The sequence below is a fragment of the Clostridium sp. DL-VIII genome (assembly GCF_000230835.1).
In the GTDB taxonomy this organism is placed as follows: Bacteria; Bacillota; Clostridia; order Clostridiales; family Clostridiaceae; genus Clostridium.
The window spans coordinates 3,919,651-3,935,933 of record NZ_CM001240.1; the positions used below are offsets into that span (position 1 = coordinate 3,919,651).

General features: G+C 30.6%; 16 protein-coding genes. 1 reads left to right on the forward strand and 15 read right to left on the reverse strand.

Features of this window, described 5'->3' with window-relative positions; all coding sequences use genetic code 11:
- Positions 1 to 31 precede the first annotated feature (31 nt).
- The 15 genes from CDLVIII_RS18085 to CDLVIII_RS18155 all read right to left on the reverse strand — a co-directional run bounded on the left by CDLVIII_RS18085 (position 32) and on the right by CDLVIII_RS18155 (position 14,775).
- Positions 32 to 664: a YhbD family protein gene (locus CDLVIII_RS18085; protein ID WP_009170908.1), complete on the reverse strand. Its 633-nt coding sequence runs from the start codon at positions 662 to 664 to the stop codon at positions 32 to 34.
- Positions 649 to 1,353 carry a hypothetical protein gene (locus CDLVIII_RS18090; protein ID WP_009170909.1) on the reverse strand — a complete coding sequence of 235 codons (705 nt, stop codon included), beginning with the start codon at positions 1,351 to 1,353 and terminating at the stop codon, positions 649 to 651. Before CDLVIII_RS18090 ends, CDLVIII_RS18085 begins: the two co-directional genes overlap by 16 nt.
- A gap of 73 nt (positions 1,354 to 1,426) precedes the next feature.
- Positions 1,427 to 2,677 (reverse strand): MFS transporter, encoded by a 1,251-nt coding sequence (locus CDLVIII_RS18095; protein WP_009170910.1) that lies wholly within the window; start codon positions 2,675 to 2,677, stop codon positions 1,427 to 1,429.
- Between the two features lie 4 nt (positions 2,678 to 2,681).
- Positions 2,682 to 3,293 carry a hypothetical protein gene (locus tag CDLVIII_RS18100; protein ID WP_009170911.1) on the reverse strand — a complete coding sequence of 204 codons (612 nt, stop codon included), beginning with the start codon at positions 3,291 to 3,293 and terminating at the stop codon, positions 2,682 to 2,684.
- 198 nt (positions 3,294 to 3,491) lie between these two features.
- A complete protein-coding gene (locus CDLVIII_RS18105) occupies positions 3,492 to 3,881 on the reverse strand; it encodes a zinc-ribbon domain-containing protein (protein ID WP_035301838.1) in 390 nt (129 codons plus the stop codon).
- A gap of 409 nt (positions 3,882 to 4,290) precedes the next feature.
- Positions 4,291 to 4,836 (reverse strand): hypothetical protein, encoded by a 546-nt coding sequence (locus CDLVIII_RS18110; RefSeq protein ID WP_009170913.1) that lies wholly within the window; start codon positions 4,834 to 4,836, stop codon positions 4,291 to 4,293.
- 220 nt (positions 4,837 to 5,056) lie between these two features.
- Positions 5,057 to 6,226, reverse strand: coding sequence for an ABC transporter substrate-binding protein (locus CDLVIII_RS18115; RefSeq protein ID WP_009170914.1), 1,170 nt, complete (start codon positions 6,224 to 6,226; stop codon positions 5,057 to 5,059).
- A gap of 112 nt (positions 6,227 to 6,338) precedes the next feature.
- Positions 6,339 to 7,049, reverse strand: coding sequence for an ABC transporter ATP-binding protein (locus CDLVIII_RS18120; RefSeq protein ID WP_009170915.1), 711 nt, complete (start codon positions 7,047 to 7,049; stop codon positions 6,339 to 6,341).
- Positions 7,042 to 7,812, reverse strand: a complete 771-nt coding sequence (locus CDLVIII_RS18125) for an ABC transporter ATP-binding protein (protein WP_009170916.1) — start codon at positions 7,810 to 7,812, stop codon at positions 7,042 to 7,044. Before CDLVIII_RS18125 ends, CDLVIII_RS18120 begins: the two co-directional genes overlap by 8 nt.
- Positions 7,812 to 8,870, reverse strand: a complete 1,059-nt coding sequence (locus tag CDLVIII_RS18130) for a branched-chain amino acid ABC transporter permease (RefSeq protein ID WP_009170917.1) — start codon at positions 8,868 to 8,870, stop codon at positions 7,812 to 7,814. The genes CDLVIII_RS18125 and CDLVIII_RS18130 overlap by 1 nt, the downstream gene beginning before the upstream one ends.
- 2 nt (positions 8,871 to 8,872) lie before the next feature.
- A complete protein-coding gene (locus CDLVIII_RS18135; protein ID WP_009170918.1) occupies positions 8,873 to 9,766 on the reverse strand; it encodes a branched-chain amino acid ABC transporter permease in 894 nt (297 codons plus the stop codon).
- A gap of 10 nt (positions 9,767 to 9,776) precedes the next feature.
- Positions 9,777 to 10,943, reverse strand: coding sequence for an ABC transporter substrate-binding protein (locus tag CDLVIII_RS18140; RefSeq protein WP_009170919.1), 1,167 nt, complete (start codon positions 10,941 to 10,943; stop codon positions 9,777 to 9,779).
- Between the two features lie 495 nt (positions 10,944 to 11,438).
- A complete protein-coding gene (locus CDLVIII_RS18145; RefSeq protein WP_009170920.1) occupies positions 11,439 to 12,179 on the reverse strand; it encodes a tetratricopeptide repeat protein in 741 nt (246 codons plus the stop codon).
- Between the two features lie 112 nt (positions 12,180 to 12,291).
- Entirely contained in the window at positions 12,292 to 12,753 is a 462-nt protein-coding gene (locus CDLVIII_RS18150) for a methylated-DNA--[protein]-cysteine S-methyltransferase (protein WP_009170921.1), read from the reverse strand.
- 198 nt (positions 12,754 to 12,951) lie between these two features.
- Entirely contained in the window at positions 12,952 to 14,775 is a 1,824-nt protein-coding gene (locus CDLVIII_RS18155) for an LTA synthase family protein (protein WP_009170922.1), read from the reverse strand.
- A 257-nt stretch (positions 14,776 to 15,032) separates the two neighbouring features.
- Between CDLVIII_RS18155 and CDLVIII_RS18160 the strand changes: the two genes are divergently transcribed.
- The gene (locus CDLVIII_RS18160; RefSeq protein WP_009170923.1) at positions 15,033 to 16,265 is read left to right on the forward strand and encodes an MFS transporter; all 1,233 of its coding nucleotides are present in this window, start codon (positions 15,033 to 15,035) and stop codon (positions 16,263 to 16,265) included.
- Positions 16,266 to 16,283: the final 18 nt, after the last annotated feature.

Below are 16,283 nucleotides of genomic sequence, written 5' to 3' on the forward strand. Positions count from 1 at the left end.
ACACATGTTTTATCTTTTATATTATATTTATTTATATTACTAATTGCAATTCACGTATTTTCTCTAAAATATCCCTAATCTTAAATCTTGCTATTTCAATAGAGCTTTCATCTATTAATATCTCTGGTTCACTGCTTATTACATAATAATAACATATTCCAAGTTTCCTTCTTATAATTATAATCATATTTTCATTACTTAATTTTGAGTAATTTTTTAATAAAGATGTGGTTATTTCATTAATTTCTTCTAAATTGAAAAATCCAAGATTTATAAGTCTTTCATATACAAATAATGCAAATAACTTACTTTCTTCATATAATTCATTTTTATTTTTAATAACTGATTCAAATCTCTCTAAAATACTAGCTGATACTATATTGTTTTTTAAAAGATATGATCTTTTTAATGTGACATTTCCAACCTTATATGAAAATTGATTTGCAAGATCATCCAGGGAAATGTCATCCTTGAGCTCTAATATCTTATTTATCCTTGCAATAATTTCATCCTTAGGAAAAAAGGTTTCTTGTCCTGTAGAAACACTCTTCTTTATAAACCATTCTTCAGGAATTAACTTTTTTCTTTTCCATCTATATAATTGTCCATAAGATATTTGTAGCTTTTCTAAAAGTTCTTTCTTTGATATTAATTCTTCAGACACGTTTTTTCACCTACTATACTGTTTTTATCTACGGTTAAAGTTCCTGTATATTCAACTTTATCAATTCTGCAATTAGCTAAAATTTTAACATCATGTCCACGCACAATCTTACATTGTGTATTATCTAATTCAATATAATCGCCTTCAATTACATTGGATATAACAATAGACTCTCTTAATGAAAACAAACTTTTCTTTTTAATTATAATTTTACTTCCACCAATCTCATTTATTGTACTAATGCCATTAGGATTTATATATATGTCCTCAGCGCTCAATAATCCATCTATCTCTAATTTTCCTCTGCTATTAAATACATTTCCCTCGCAATCTTTAGATACTTTTATTTCTCCTTTGATATCCATTTCTCCAAAAAATAAATTTTTATTAAATATTCCTTGACCTAAAACTTCAACTTTATTTGCCTTATAGTCTTCCAAAGCCTTTAATTGTCCTAAAATTTCAAGTTTATTATCTGTTGTTACGACTTGCTCGCATATTGCTTCTCCTAAGATTTTCACTTTGTTTGAAATTACTTTTCCTTTTAAGTTACAAGTCCCTATGACATTTAAATAATCGCAGTGAAATTCCTCTAAAGCCACTGCCTCACCTAAAATAGATACTTTTTCATATTCTCCATTGGTTATAGTACCTTTTCCTATAATCTTAATCGAATTTAAATTATTCATCTTCACACATCCTTAAATTATCTCATATAAAGTTACCGTACTGAATATTTTTCTTAATTATTAATAAATATATTTAACTTTCAATGTTTTCTACCAGATTGTTTTTTCCATAATCACAAGTTATAAATGCCTTAAAAGATTCTATAAAATAAAATGGAATGACTAAAATTATAACAATTAAAAACGAAATAGAAATAACGATTTTAATCGAAATGATTCCTCCTAATATCCCACCAAGTGCCATAGCAAAAGGAGTAAGCCCTTGAGTCGTCATACTCATAAAAGCCATAACTTTTCCTCTCATTTCCTGAGGCGTAGCTGCCTGTGCCGTAGATAACAGCATAACATTTACAACTGAATTAAAGAAACCTCCAATGATTAAAAATACTGTCATTATCATAAAAATGGATTGATTCACTGCAACAATAAGTCCAGCATTATACACTATAGCTGATAAAATAAATACTTGCAGTCTTCTGGCAGGTTTAATTGTAACAACAGATGAATATAAAAAACCTGCCATTGCTCCACCAGTAAAGCAGGCCATTGCTATCCCATATCTACCTGCTCCTAAATAAGGTATTGTCTGAAATAAGGGCAAAAAAAGAACTATTGCAATAAATGAAAAGAAATTTAATACTGCTGCCATAAGCAATATATATCTTAACCCTTTTAATTTCCACATAAAAAAAAATCCATCCTTCATATCTTTCCAAAAATTTTCTGCCTTATTATTTTCTACCTTTGGAATATTTACAAAAAGTAGTGAACTTCCAGAAAAAAGATACGATAGTCCATTAAACAAAAACAGTAATGGCGCTCCAAGTATCTGAAAAATAAAACCTCCAGCTATATTACCAATCATTTGTGATCCAGTAGAAGCAATGGCTAATAGAGAATTTGCATTTTGCAATTTTGAACTTGAAACAATATCAGGTACTGAAGAATTTATTCCTGGGCGAAATATAGCTCCCCCAACACTTAATATAATACCAGCTGCAAAAACTTCCCAAATTGCTATTATCCCTTTAAAAGCTGCAATTGAAACAAGAATTATACATATGCCTCTAATCATATCCATTAAAATCAATAAATGCTTTCTATTGTAGCGATCAATCAGCACTCCAGCAAAAGGAGATACTAATACTCCTGGTAATGTCGATGCAGCCATGAGCAATCCCATTAGCGAGGTTGAACCTGTAACCGTGAGTACCCAAAAGCCTAAAGCTACACTATATGCTGCATCTCCCAATGTTGAAACAAGCTGTCCCTGCCATAAAATAAGAAAATCCGAACTCCAAAGCTTATCTGCACTTTTCAACATAATGTCATTCCACCTTTATAAGCATTTCAACATTAGAATTTTTATCAACACTAATTTCACCTGTATATTCTACTCTTTTTATTTTGCAGCCACTCTTTATAGTTATATTTTTTCCTCTAACTATTTCACATTCTGTATTTTCCAGCTCAATAATATCTCCTTCTATAGAATTGCTTGTCAATTTATTAGGCATTAAGATATTATTAATGAAATTTTTTTTATGCTCTAATATAATTATTTCTTCTCCACCTATTTCCTTTACAATGTTTCTTCCCATAGACATGATTTTAATTTTATCTCCGGATAACAATCCTGAAATTTTAATTTTCCCATCAATGGTTATTTCTCTTCCTTGAATATTTCCATTAGCTTTCATTATCCCACTAATTGAAATTTTATCATTAGCTTCAATACTTCCGCATGAATCAAAAGTTCCTTCTACTGAAATATTGTTACAGATTATGCTTCCTTTTGCCTTACATACGCCTTCGCAAATAATTTCTTGGCAGACAACCTCATCTAATATCGTTCCTATTCCTGAGATTTTAATATCCTTGTAACTGCCTCCATTTACTTTCCCTATTCCCTCTAAATTAATATCATATAAATTATTCATATTTTCTCCTTACAGCGTAACATTGTTACGTATAATTATATATTCGCTCTTTAAATTTAGGATCCTAATATTATAATAACGTAACATTGTTTCATTGTAAATAACATTTTATAAATTATCTAAAATAATTTATAAAACAAAGTGTTCTACCAGTGAGTTTTAAAATTAGAATCATTTATTAAGATAATTCTAAATCTCTTATACTTTAGCTCCACAATGAGGGCAATATTTAAAATTAGGGTCAATTTTATTACCACAATTTTTACATATATTTCCTTGGAAATAATTATCAGAATAATATTCTTGATTTATTTCTTGCAAATCCCAATATGTTATATTTATATCCTCGCCACGTTCAATAGCTTTTCCTTTTTCTTTTTCAATACTATATAAAACCTTGCATCTATCGCAAATAATATAATATCTTTCATTCCATTTAAAAATAGGAATAAAAAAGAAATGGAAAAAGTCAAAATTCTTTATTAATTTACCTGTAACTATAGAATTACATTTCTTGCAGCTTATATTTTCTAAAACTTTTATTTCTTTATCTTTATTTTCTATTCCAAATACACCTATAAAAAACATAACCATCTTTCCCTTTTGCATAATACTTTATTTACTTAAATAATTGGTTTACTTGCTTTCATACTATATTTCTTGAAATTCATCAGGTTCAAAATATATAACTAAATTATAACATAGAATTTTAAAAGCGTTGTAAAATATTAATGGCATTCTTAAGTATAGGACTTTGAACTTAGACTTATGTAGTAACTTATCGGAATCACATACATTTTTAATATAGATACACACAAAAGTTTAACTTAAATAGATAATTATTCTATATATACATAAAATTTAGAATTTGTTTATCTATAGCTAAACACAAAAAAAGAAGCTGCTATATTAGTAATTTTAAGCTTCCTAATTTAACAGCTTCTGTTTTATAATAACTTATGGAATAAATTTTCCATGTAGAAAATTCATTCTTATATTAATTATTGTTAGAATCATCATTACTGCTATATTCATAATTATTCTCTTCATGCTTTTCTTCTTCATTCTCGGCATCAACACTATCATTTTCTTCATCATAATTACCATCTTCACCGTTCTCTACGTAATTATCGTCACTGCTTTCATCTTCATTGCTCTCATAAGAATCATCATTAGCGTTGTTATTATCATAACTATACTCTTCTTGAACCTCTCTATTTTCAAGTGGCTCAGAGTCATTATTATTGTCATGTGCTATTGGATTATCGATAAAATTATCTTCTATATTATTAAATTGTGAATCTTCCTTATAATAAGAGTCATTTTCCTTATTAAATAAGTTTTGATTATTAACAACCTGATTAGCCATGTTATGATTGTTTATATCCTGATTATTTACATTGATATTATCCTTAGGAATATTTTCGTAAGTATTGTGATAATAATCTTCCACAACGTTATTAATATTCTTGTTATTATTTTTTTTAGCTCTTATATACATCCCTACACATACACATATTATTATAAGTATAACTAAAGACACATATATTCCCCCTCATCTAGTATATTAATTAATAAAATTTCACATGATATTATTATATTAGGAAAATGCATCAATATAACCATAAAACGGTATATTATATAATTTTTTCTTATGCACTAGGGGATATAGTCTTCTAAATTAATGTATTTAAAAAACTTATTTCTCTGCCTCAAAAGATACCAGTATTTATCAATGATGAAAATTATCTTTGAAAATCAAATTAGTTTTCATCAGCTTTTATAGTATCAAGATATGTAAATTTACCATCTTTAACTACCTTTAAAACTGCATCTTTCACTGCATTATTATTTTCATCTATTGTTATTACTCCAGCTGCACCCGGGAAATTTTTTGTCTTTGCAATTTCATCTCTAATTTTTACCGGATCCGCAGAGTCAGCTCTTTTAATCGCATCCAAAATCAAAATATACGCATCATACCCTAAGGCTGTAGCTGCTGCTGGTTCCTTATTATATTCCTTTCTATATGCGCCGAGAAAAATCTTTGACTCCTCAGTTATAGGTGTTTCAGTTGCAAAGAAAGTTGAGAACACTGTTCCTTCAACATCTTCCTTACCTATATCCAAAAATTCAGGTGTTTCCCATGTGTCAGCTCCAATTATAGGAGTTGTAATCCCAAGCTGCCTTGCCTGCTTTATTAACATAGCACCTTCTGTAAAATTACCTGGAGCAAATATTACATCTGGATTACTGCTTTTTATATTTGTAAGCTGTGCTGTAAAATCTTGATCTCCTGTATTATAATTGGCTTTTGCTACAACTGCATTATTATCACCTGTAAGCTTTTTAAATTCATCACTAAAAAATTTACAAATACCTACTGAATAATCACTCGAAACTTCTTGAAGAATTGCCACCTTTTTAGCATTTAATTTGTTAGCAGCATATTTTGCCATGACAGTTCCTTGGAAAGGATCTATAAAACAAACTCTAAAGTAATAATCATTTCCTGCTGTTACTAAAGGGTTTGTACAAGTAACCCCTACTGCTGGAACCTTAGCTTCTTGTACAACATCACCTGCTGCCATTGAAAATCCACTGCCATAACTTCCTATAATAGCATTAACATGCTCCTGCTCTATTAGATTTGCAGCTGCACTAGCTGCTTCCACTTTATCAGATTTATTGTCTGCAAAAACTAACTCAACCTTTTTTCCAAGAACAGTCGGATAAAGTTTGTTTGCAAGTTTTGCCCCTTCTGTTTCTAGTTGTCCACCTGCAGCATTGGCCCCAGTCATTGGTTCAAATACTCCAATTTTAATTACATCGCTGTCTACATATACTTTTTTGTTTAAATTAGAATTACAACCAGCTAATGTAAAAGAAGTCGTCATTACTAATAATAAAAGCAATGAAATTTTTCTTTTCATAGAAATCTTCCCCCTAATATTTAATTCTTCTTATCTGCACCACATAAAAAATTACAAGTCAACTTACTGTCCTATATGACTTGTAATTTTCCATTATATATAATTTTTTGTATTACAGAGCTTCTCCAAGATATGCCTTTTTAATTTCATCATTAGATAGCAATTCTTTTCCTGATCCGCTTAAGGTTATTTTTCCTGTTTCCATAATATAACCTATATCAGCTATTTTTAAAGCTGCATTAGCGTTTTGCTCTATTAAAAGGACTGTCATACCTTCTTCATTAATTCTTTTAATTATTCCAAATAATTCTTTTACTATTATCGGAGCAAGCCCTAAGGAAGGTTCATCCATCATTATTAATTTTGGTCTAGACATAAGAGCTCTTCCTATAGCTAACATCTGTTGCTCTCCACCAGAAAGAGTACCTGCCAATTGCCAAGTTCTTTCTTTTAACCTCGGGAAAAGCGAGTATACTTTCTCCATATCTTCAGCTATTCCTGCTCGATCTTTCCTTGAATAAGCCCCTATTTTCAAATTTTCTAGTACTGTAAGATCTGCAAATACTCTTCTTCCCTCTGGAACTAAAGCTATACCTTTTTTAACCATAAGTTCAGTATTAAGCTTTGTCAAATCTGTACCTTCATAATCTATGCTTCCACCTTTAGGTTTAACAAGACCTACTATGGATTTTAAGGTAGTACTTTTCCCAGCTCCATTAGCTCCAACTAAAGTTACTATCTTACCACTTGGTACTTCTAAACTTATACCTTTTAAAGCTTCTATTCCACCATAAGCTACTACTAAATCATTAATTTTAATCATCTTCAGATACCCCCAAATATGCATCTATAACTCTCTTGTCATTTTGTATCTCAGAAGGCGTACCTTCAGCTATAGTTATTCCATATTCAAAAACCTGTATTCTATCAGATAAACTCATAACCATATTCATATGATGCTCTATCATAAAAATAGATAGGTTAAACTTTTCTTTAATTTCCTTAACAAAAGCCGTAAGCTCTTCTGTTTCAGTTGGATTCATTCCAGCTGCAGGCTCATCAAGAAGAAGAAGTTTAGGGTTAGTTGCAAGTGCTCTTGCTATTTCTAGCTTTCTTTGCTTACCATATGGAAGCGAGCTTGCTTTTTCATCTTTTAAATCTTCAAGACCTACTTCTTTTAAAAGTTCAAGAGATTTTTTAATCATTTCTTTTTCTTCTTTTCTATATCTAGGAAGCTTCAACATAGCTTCAATAAAGTTTGATTTAATATGAACATGATTTGCAATGAGCACATTATCAAGTACGCTTAAATCTTTAAATAATCTTATATTTTGAAAAGTTCTTGCTATGCCAGATTGAGTTATTTTATCTTGTCTCATCCCCGTAACATTTGCATCATTAAAAATAACTTTACCTTTAGTTGGTGTGTAAACATTTGTTATCATATTAAATGCTGTAGTCTTTCCTGCTCCATTAGGACCAATTAAAGAAATTATTTCTCCTTCATTAATTTGAAGATTAAAGTCTTTTACTGCTGTAAGTCCTCCAAATTGCATTGTTGCATTTTCCACGTTTAGTAATGCCATTACTTGTCCCCTCCTTCTTCTAGAGGTTTTTTACTAGTATATTTAAATAATGCTTTCCATGAAAATTCCTTTGTTCCCATAATTCCTTGTCTAAAGAACAGCACAATAATCATAAGCAGAATTGAAAATACAACCATTCTTAAGCCTGGTATTCCAGTGAATTTTAAAATTCCAAGATCAAATTGCTTCTCCATATCTAAGAATCTTAAAACTTCTCCAAGTATTGTTACAGCAAAAGCTGAAATAACTGTTCCTGTAATACTTCCCATACCACCAATAACTATTATAAGCAGTATATTAAATGTAAGACTAAATTTAAACATGTTAGGATCTATTGTCCCCATTAAATTACCAAGCAAGCCTCCGCCTACTCCAGCAAAGAAAGCACCAATAGCAAAACCTATTGCTTTATGTTTAAATAAACTTATTCCCATACTTTCAGCTGCAATTTCATCTTCTCTAATAGCTTTTAAGGCTCTTCCATAAGAACTATTTATAAGTGAAATTAAGGCTATAATTGTTACAATTGCTATTCCAAAACTCCAATACAAGTTTGTTGCATGCGGAATACCACGAAGACCTAAAGCCCCATTAGTTAAACTTTGAAGATTAGTAATAACTATTCTTATTATTTCTGCAAAACCTAAAGTAACAATAGCCAAATAATCTCCCTTAAGTCTCAAAGCTGGTGCACCAATTAAAACTGCTATAAGTGCTGATAAAAGGCCAGCTATCAGTAATGCCACAACAAATGGAACTGATATATGATTAAGTGGCGACACTAATGGCTCCATAAAGAAATTTTGATTTTTAACTTTTTCAGTCATTGTAAGTAATGCTGTTGTATATGCACCTACTGCTATAAACCCAGCATGTCCCAAAGAAAACAAACCAGTAAATCCATTTATTAAGTTCATACTTAGTCCTAGAACTGTATATATTGCACATAAATTTAAAATTCTGATTTTATATGAGTCTAAGCCACTATTTGCAACAGATAAGAGTAAAAATACAATTGCAATGAGAGCTATATTTAAATATATTTTTTTATTGTTCATTTTTACACCTTCTCTGTCAAATTTTTGCCCATTATTCCTGTAGGCTTAAATAGTAATATTACAATTAAAAGTATAAATGCAAATGCATCTCTATATCCAGTTAAACTTGGAAGGAAACCAACTAACATGATTTCACTTATACCAAGAAGAAATCCTCCAATAACTGCTCCCTTAATATCTCCAATACCACCTATAACGGCTGCTATGAAGCATTTAAGTCCTGGAATTATTCCCATAGTACCGATGATTTGAGGATACTTGGTAGACCACATCATAGCTCCAACACCGGCTAAAGCTGATCCTATCGCAAAGGTAATAGAGATTATTCTATTAACTTTTATTCCCATTAGCTTTGCAGTTTCAACATCTTTAGAAACTGCTCTCATTGCCATACCAACATTTGTATTATTAACCAAATGCACTAATCCAAATAGTAAAATTAATGTTACTATAGGAATTATAAAAGTAAGGTTTTGAACGGATACTCCACCTATAACAAATACATGTGTAAATATTTCAGGTGTTGGAAATGCTTTTGGCATTCCTCCAAATAAAACAACTGCTAAATTTTCAAGTAAGAAAGATACACCTATAGCTGAGATCAAAATTGATATTTTCGGTGCATTTCTAAGTGGTCTGTATGCTGCAAATTCAATAGTCACTCCAAGAACTCCTGTTATAGCTATGGCTATTATAAATGCAAAATACCAAGGAAGTCCAAATGTAGCTACTCCAAAAAATGCGAAGTAAGCTGCCATCATAAATATATCTCCATGAGCAAAGTTTATAAGCTTTAATATTCCATAAACCATAGTATAACCTATAGCTATAAGGGCATATAAACTTCCTAATGAAATTCCATTTGCTAGATATTGCATGAATATACTTAATGTCATAATTTCACCCCTAATTCCCTTCTGCTTTTATAGTATCAAGATAAGTAAATTTACCATCTTTAACTTCTTTTAATACTGCGTCTTTTACTGCATTATTATTTTCATCTATAGTTATTATTCCAGCTGCACCTGGGAAATCTTTAGTCTTAGCAATTTCATCCCTTATTTTTACTGGATCCGCTGAATCAGCTCTCTTTATGGCATCTAAAATTAATATATATGCATCATAAGATAAAGCAGAAACCGCTGCTGGCTCTTTATTGTATTCTTTCCTATATGCATCAAGAAAGATCTTTGATTCTTCTGTTAAAGGAGTTTCGCTTGCAAAGAAGGTTGAAAATACTGTTCCTTCTACCGCATCTTGTCCTATATCTATGAACTCTGGTGTTTCCCAAGTATCTCCTCCAATTATAGGAGTTGTGATACCTAGCTGCCTAGCTTGTTTTATTAACATAGCTCCTTCTGTAAAGTTACCTGGTGCAAATATAACATCTGGATTGCTGCTCTTTAGGTTTGTAAGCTGAGCAGTGAAATCTTGATCGCCTGTATTATAGCTTGCTTTTGCCACAATAGCATTTTTATCTCCTGTAAGTTTTATAAACTCATCACTGAAAAATTTACAAATTCCAACTGAGTAATCACTAGAAACTTCTTGAAGAAGTGCTACCTTTTTAGCCTGCAATTTATTAGCTGCATATTTTGCCATAACTGTACCTTGGAAAGGATCTATAAAGCAAACTCTAAAGTAATAATCATTTCCTGCGGTAACGAGTGGATTTGTAGCTGATGCTGCAACTGCTGGAACCTTCGCATCTTGTACAACATCTCCAGCTGCCATAGAGTTACCACTACCCCAGCTTCCTATAATAGCATTTACATGTTCCTGCTCAACAAGATTTGCAGCTGCACTTGCTGCTTCAACCTTATCAGATTTATTATCTGCGAAAACCAACTCAACTTTTTTTCCATTTACTGTTGGATAAAGTTTGTTTGCAAGCTTAACACCTTCTACTTCCAGCTGCCCTCCTGCTGCATTAGCACCAGTCATAGGCTCAAATACACCAATTTTAATGACATCGCTGTCCACATTTGCTTTTGTATCTGATTTAGAACAGCCCGCTAATGTAAATGTAGTAATCATAGCCAGCGCCAAAAGCAATGAAATTTTTCTCTTCATACATATGCCCCCCATATTAATTTGAGATATAATAAACCTTTAAAATTTGATATATGAATTTCAATATTTATATATTTATAATATCCATGGTTTTTTTATAATTTTAATAGAAATTCTTTAATTTCAGCTGATTTCTTATCTATAAAATCAATAACTATTCAACTAAATGACAATTATCAACAATCTATATACTATCTTATATAATAGAATCTGTCAACCCACGAAAGACATTTGTATTTCTATCAGTGTCAAAAGCTCTTTATATACACTTGAATTTTCATTTTACTTACATATAACAAATTGATTTTCGCGCCCTATTATATGAATTATGGCTAATTTATGAAATAAAAAAGAGAGATAACTTATTGTTATATAATTTCCATAAAAATATGACCTAAGCACTACCTATTGTGATATAAGTCTGCTTTCATATTTTACAAAGCATCTATAACAGAGTTTCCTCTCTTTATACTTCTAATATTTTATTTTAATTTTTTAGAATCCTGCTGATTCTGACTTAGCGCCTGCTTCTTTCATTTCTTGTATTGCTTCTAAATACATACTATTATCTGGAGCAATTTTAGCTGCCTGCTCATAGCAATATAATGCTTTATTTAAATCTTCTAAGTGATAATAGCAGGCTGCTAATTTATTAATTAAATCGCAATTCCTTCTATTAATTTTTAGTGACATTTTATAGTATCTTACTGCAGTTTTATAATTTATGCTATACTTATCTCTTTCAGTGAATTCCACTATATTTTCTCTTTGTAAATAAATATTTCCTATGCATTCATATGTTGCACAAATCAAATTCATATGTTCTTCTTTTTCTTTCTCCGAAAGATTCTTTTCACCTTTTCTAAGATGATCTAATGCATTATCAACATCATTTAATTCTGCATAAGAAATCCCCATATATATGTGTGTTAATGGATCATTAGTCTTATTACAGTATACTTCAAAAGCATCAATAGCTTCCTTTGCCTTATTCAATTCTCTATATATTAAACCTTTTATATAATATGCATAATAATTTTCTTCATTAAATTCTATTGCTTTTTCTGCAAAATGTAGAGCTTTGTCAATTCTGCCTTTATTTAAATCTCCCATTGCTAATTTATTCAAGACTGATGATAATTGCTTTTCACTTTTTATTTCTCCGCCTGTTGTTTTTATATTATTTTCTTCTAAAAATTTATTAATCTTTCCTTGTATATTTTGATTAGATTCCATATCGTATCCTCACTTTACTTCTTTTTATATTACTTTGTGTAATAATTTTCACATAATGCAATTTATTATATCACATTTAAAACCGAATTTAATATAAAATATAACTCTAATATTATTTTCCTTTTTCTATCTCTAACAGTTTTTGTTTTACATCTAGCCCGCCTGCATATCCAACCAATTTACCATTAGTTCCAACAACTCTATGACAAGGAACAATAATAGGTATTGGATTTTTGTTATTAGCCATACCTACTGCGCGAGATGCCTTTTCATTTCCTATTTTTAATGCTATATCTTTATAACTACAAGTTGTTCCATATGGAATTTCACTTAATGCTTTCCAAACCATCTTTTGAAATTCTGTTCCTTCCATCACAAGCGGTAAATCAAATACTTTTCTTTTACCTGAAAAATATTCTTGAAGTTCTTCATTGGCTTTTTTTAGCAGCGGTGTTTCTATAAACTCCGCATCTTTAGGGATTCTATCACCAAAACAAATCTGAGTAACTCCAAAGCCATTTTCGCCAATAACTACATTTCCAATTGAGGTTTTATATAAATACACATTCTTCATAATTGTATCTTCTCCTCTATGAATATTATTTATATATTATTATTTTACTATACACTTCTATATTTCCTCACAAAATAAGAGCTGAAAGTTGTCTCCATTAAAATCCCTTAATTTCTACTGATAAAAATTCATATAATATTCTTCTATATCAACCTAGCAGTAGACTTTACGCTATTCTGATTTAGCATATAAATAAATTTACTTTTGCTTATTTATATTCCCAAAATAATTTTTAGAAATTATATCCTCAGAAATTTTAAATGTATCCTTTAAATGTTGAACTTCTTTATCATCTTTTGGTGTCCCCATAATCTGGCCCTCATTTAAAATAGTAGCATCTCTATTTGTATTTACGAGTACTCTTCCCACCGAATTATTGTCAAACTCACTTCTATCTGATCCTAGCAAGTATAGAATTGTAGGTTTAAAATCTGATTGTCCACCTGCTTTAGATATAACCTCCGGCTTTAAATCTTTAGAATAGATTAAAAATGGAATCTGCCTATGATTATCCTTCCACCAATCTCCTTCTAAAGGCGAGTTTTGTATATCGTCCTCATAAAATTTATGAACGCCACAGTGATCTCCATAAATCATAACAACAGTATTATCCAATAAATGCTGCTCATCCAGTGATTCCATAAACTTACCAATAGCCTCATCAGTATACCTTACTGCTTGGAAATATGCGCCTAACATATTATCATCAAGCTCCTTTGGTAATTTTAAATATTTCTTATCTTCTGGCATATCAAATGGTCCATGACTAGTCAATGTTGTCATAAATGCATAGAACGGCTGTTTTTCGCTTGTAAGCTTTTGCGATATCTGTTTTAAATAAGATTCATCTGATAATCCGAGTCCTATTACTTCATCTTGATTAAATTGGCCTACATCTAGTATTTGCTCGGCCCCATAAGATTTATGCATTTCAGTCCAGTTCCAATTTCCTGGTAGCTCTGCATGAGTAGACATTGTTGTATACCCTTTACCTACTAGTATATTTTGAAGTGAATCATATTTTGTCCAAGGATATGAAAATACTGTTGCACCTTCTCTTATTGGCAGTACAGACGCATTAACTAACAAGTCACAATCGGAACTTGTCCCGTTATTATTTTGTTCATATATATTATTGAAATATAAGCTGTTTGATAATAATTTATTTAAATTAGGTGTAATTTCCTGTCCGTATACTTTTTGGTTAATAACAAAGTTTTCTAACGATTCTACTTGCAGCGCTATTACATTTTTTCCTTTTAGCATTCCTTTATACTCATTATCAGGAATATCTTCCTTATTATCATTGAACCAATTTTGTATATCTTTTTTATCTTCATCCGTTAATGCTTTATTCTTGTCTTTAAAAAAATTTATATCAAACCCATGATATCCTAAGGGACTCATATCACTAAAGGTTTGAAATGGAGCCCAAGACTGGCTTAAGAATCTTCTTCCTTGAAGTGTGTCTTTAACATCTGCACAATAATGAGCTATTCCAATAATAAAGGCACTTAATAAAAATACAGTTACAGCTTTCAAAGATCTTAAAGATAATCTGCTTCTGTCTTCTTTTACCCTCGTAATAAATTTATTAATAACAAAAAGTATAATAAAATCAATAATAAATGATATATCTACTAATCTAATATTAAATAAGCTCTTTCCTGTTGGATTAAATATTTCAGGATGTATAAAATGTCTGATAGATAAAAAAGTACCATTAGAACGGTAATACCATATATCTGCAATAAAAATAATTGTAATTATAACATCGATTACAAGTGCAGCTCTTAATCTGCCTTTCTCTTTAAAGAAAAGTATTGGACTGCAAATCAGCGTTATAATAGCTATATGTGCCCATAATACAGGAGGTCCAAAATAAATTCCTCCTACATCAATACTTGATGAATCTGGTGTTCTAAGCATTGATAAAAGTATCATAGATTTAAGTTGGATTACAACTACCATGAATGCAAATAACCAGTTAATATGTATTAATTGTTTTAGTTTTTCTTTCATTTCTTTTTCTCCATTAATTCTCTAGTTTTTTACTTATATTATTGTAACCCAATCTCATTTTTTTACCAATAGTATTTTTATTAATTTTTTATTACAATAATTAGCCATAATTCCTAAGTTTTCTCGTAAAATCATATTATTAATTCTTCCAACATTTTTATATACAGATAATAATTGAGTTTTTGTCCTTGATATCACATATTATACGGGTATATACTATTAAGATAATGAATTTAATTTAAAGGATGGTCAATTTAATGATTTCAGCTAAAGACAACAACTCTAATTTACTAAAGAATAGCTCACTTCGAAGACTTATGTTAGCACGTGTATCTACTAACTTTTCATATCAAATGTTAACAGTTGCCATAGGATGGCATATGTATTCTCTAACACAATCTGCTTTTTATCTAGGTCTTGTGGGACTAGTTCAATTTTTGCCAATGCTTTTTTTATCACTTTTTGTTGGACACATATCTGACAAATATGATCGTAGAAAAATAATCTCTTTTAGTCAGGTCACTCAAAGTGCTTTTATATTAATTTTAGCATTAGGAAACTTCAGTGGGTGGATTACTAAGGAAAGATTTCTTATAATCATCTTCTTTATTGCCGTTGCTCATTCTTTCGAAGGACCTCCAATGCAGGCTTTACTCCCTAATATTGTTACGAAAGATATCTTTCCAAGAGCTTCTGCTTTGATGTCCTCTGTTTCAGAGTTTGCAGTTATAATTGGTCCTGCTTTTGGAGGTATACTTTATTCCCTTGGAGCAACTTTGGTCTACGGCCTTTCTGCTGCTTTGTACTTTATATCCAGCATTCTTGTATCTCAAATCTCAATGAGAAGGGAAGAATCAAAGCATGAGACAGCAAACATAAAATCACTTTTTGCTGGAATAACTTTTATTAAAAGTAAACCAATTATACTTGGAGCTATTTCCTTAGATTTGTTTGCCGTATTATTTGGAGGAGCTACAGCGCTGCTTCCAATTTACGCCAGCAGCATTTTAATGATAGGTTCCTTTGGTCTTGGAATATTAAGATCAGCCCCTGCAATTGGTGCATTATTAATGTCTGCTTACCTTGCAAGAAATCCATTAAAACATAAGGTTGGAAGAACTATGTTTACAGCAGTAATCTTTTTCGGTTTATCTACTATTGTTTTTGCAGTATCAAAATCTGTTATTCTATCTTTCTTTGCACTTTTTGTGCTAGGTGCTTCTGACGTTGTAAGTGTAGTTATTCGCTCAACTCTTGTACAGCTTGAGACTCCTGATTACATGAGAGGCAGAGTAAGTTCTGTAAATATGATATTTATAGGTACTTCAAATCAACTTGGAGAATTTGAATCAGGTACTACTGCATCTTTACTGGGAACTGTACCTGCCGCACTTGTTGGCGGAATAGGAACCATAGTAGTTGTATTGCTTTGGATGAAATTATTTCCTTCAATTTTACATGTAGATAAATTTGAAGCTAGCAAAAGCTAGCTTCAAACTTTTCTACGT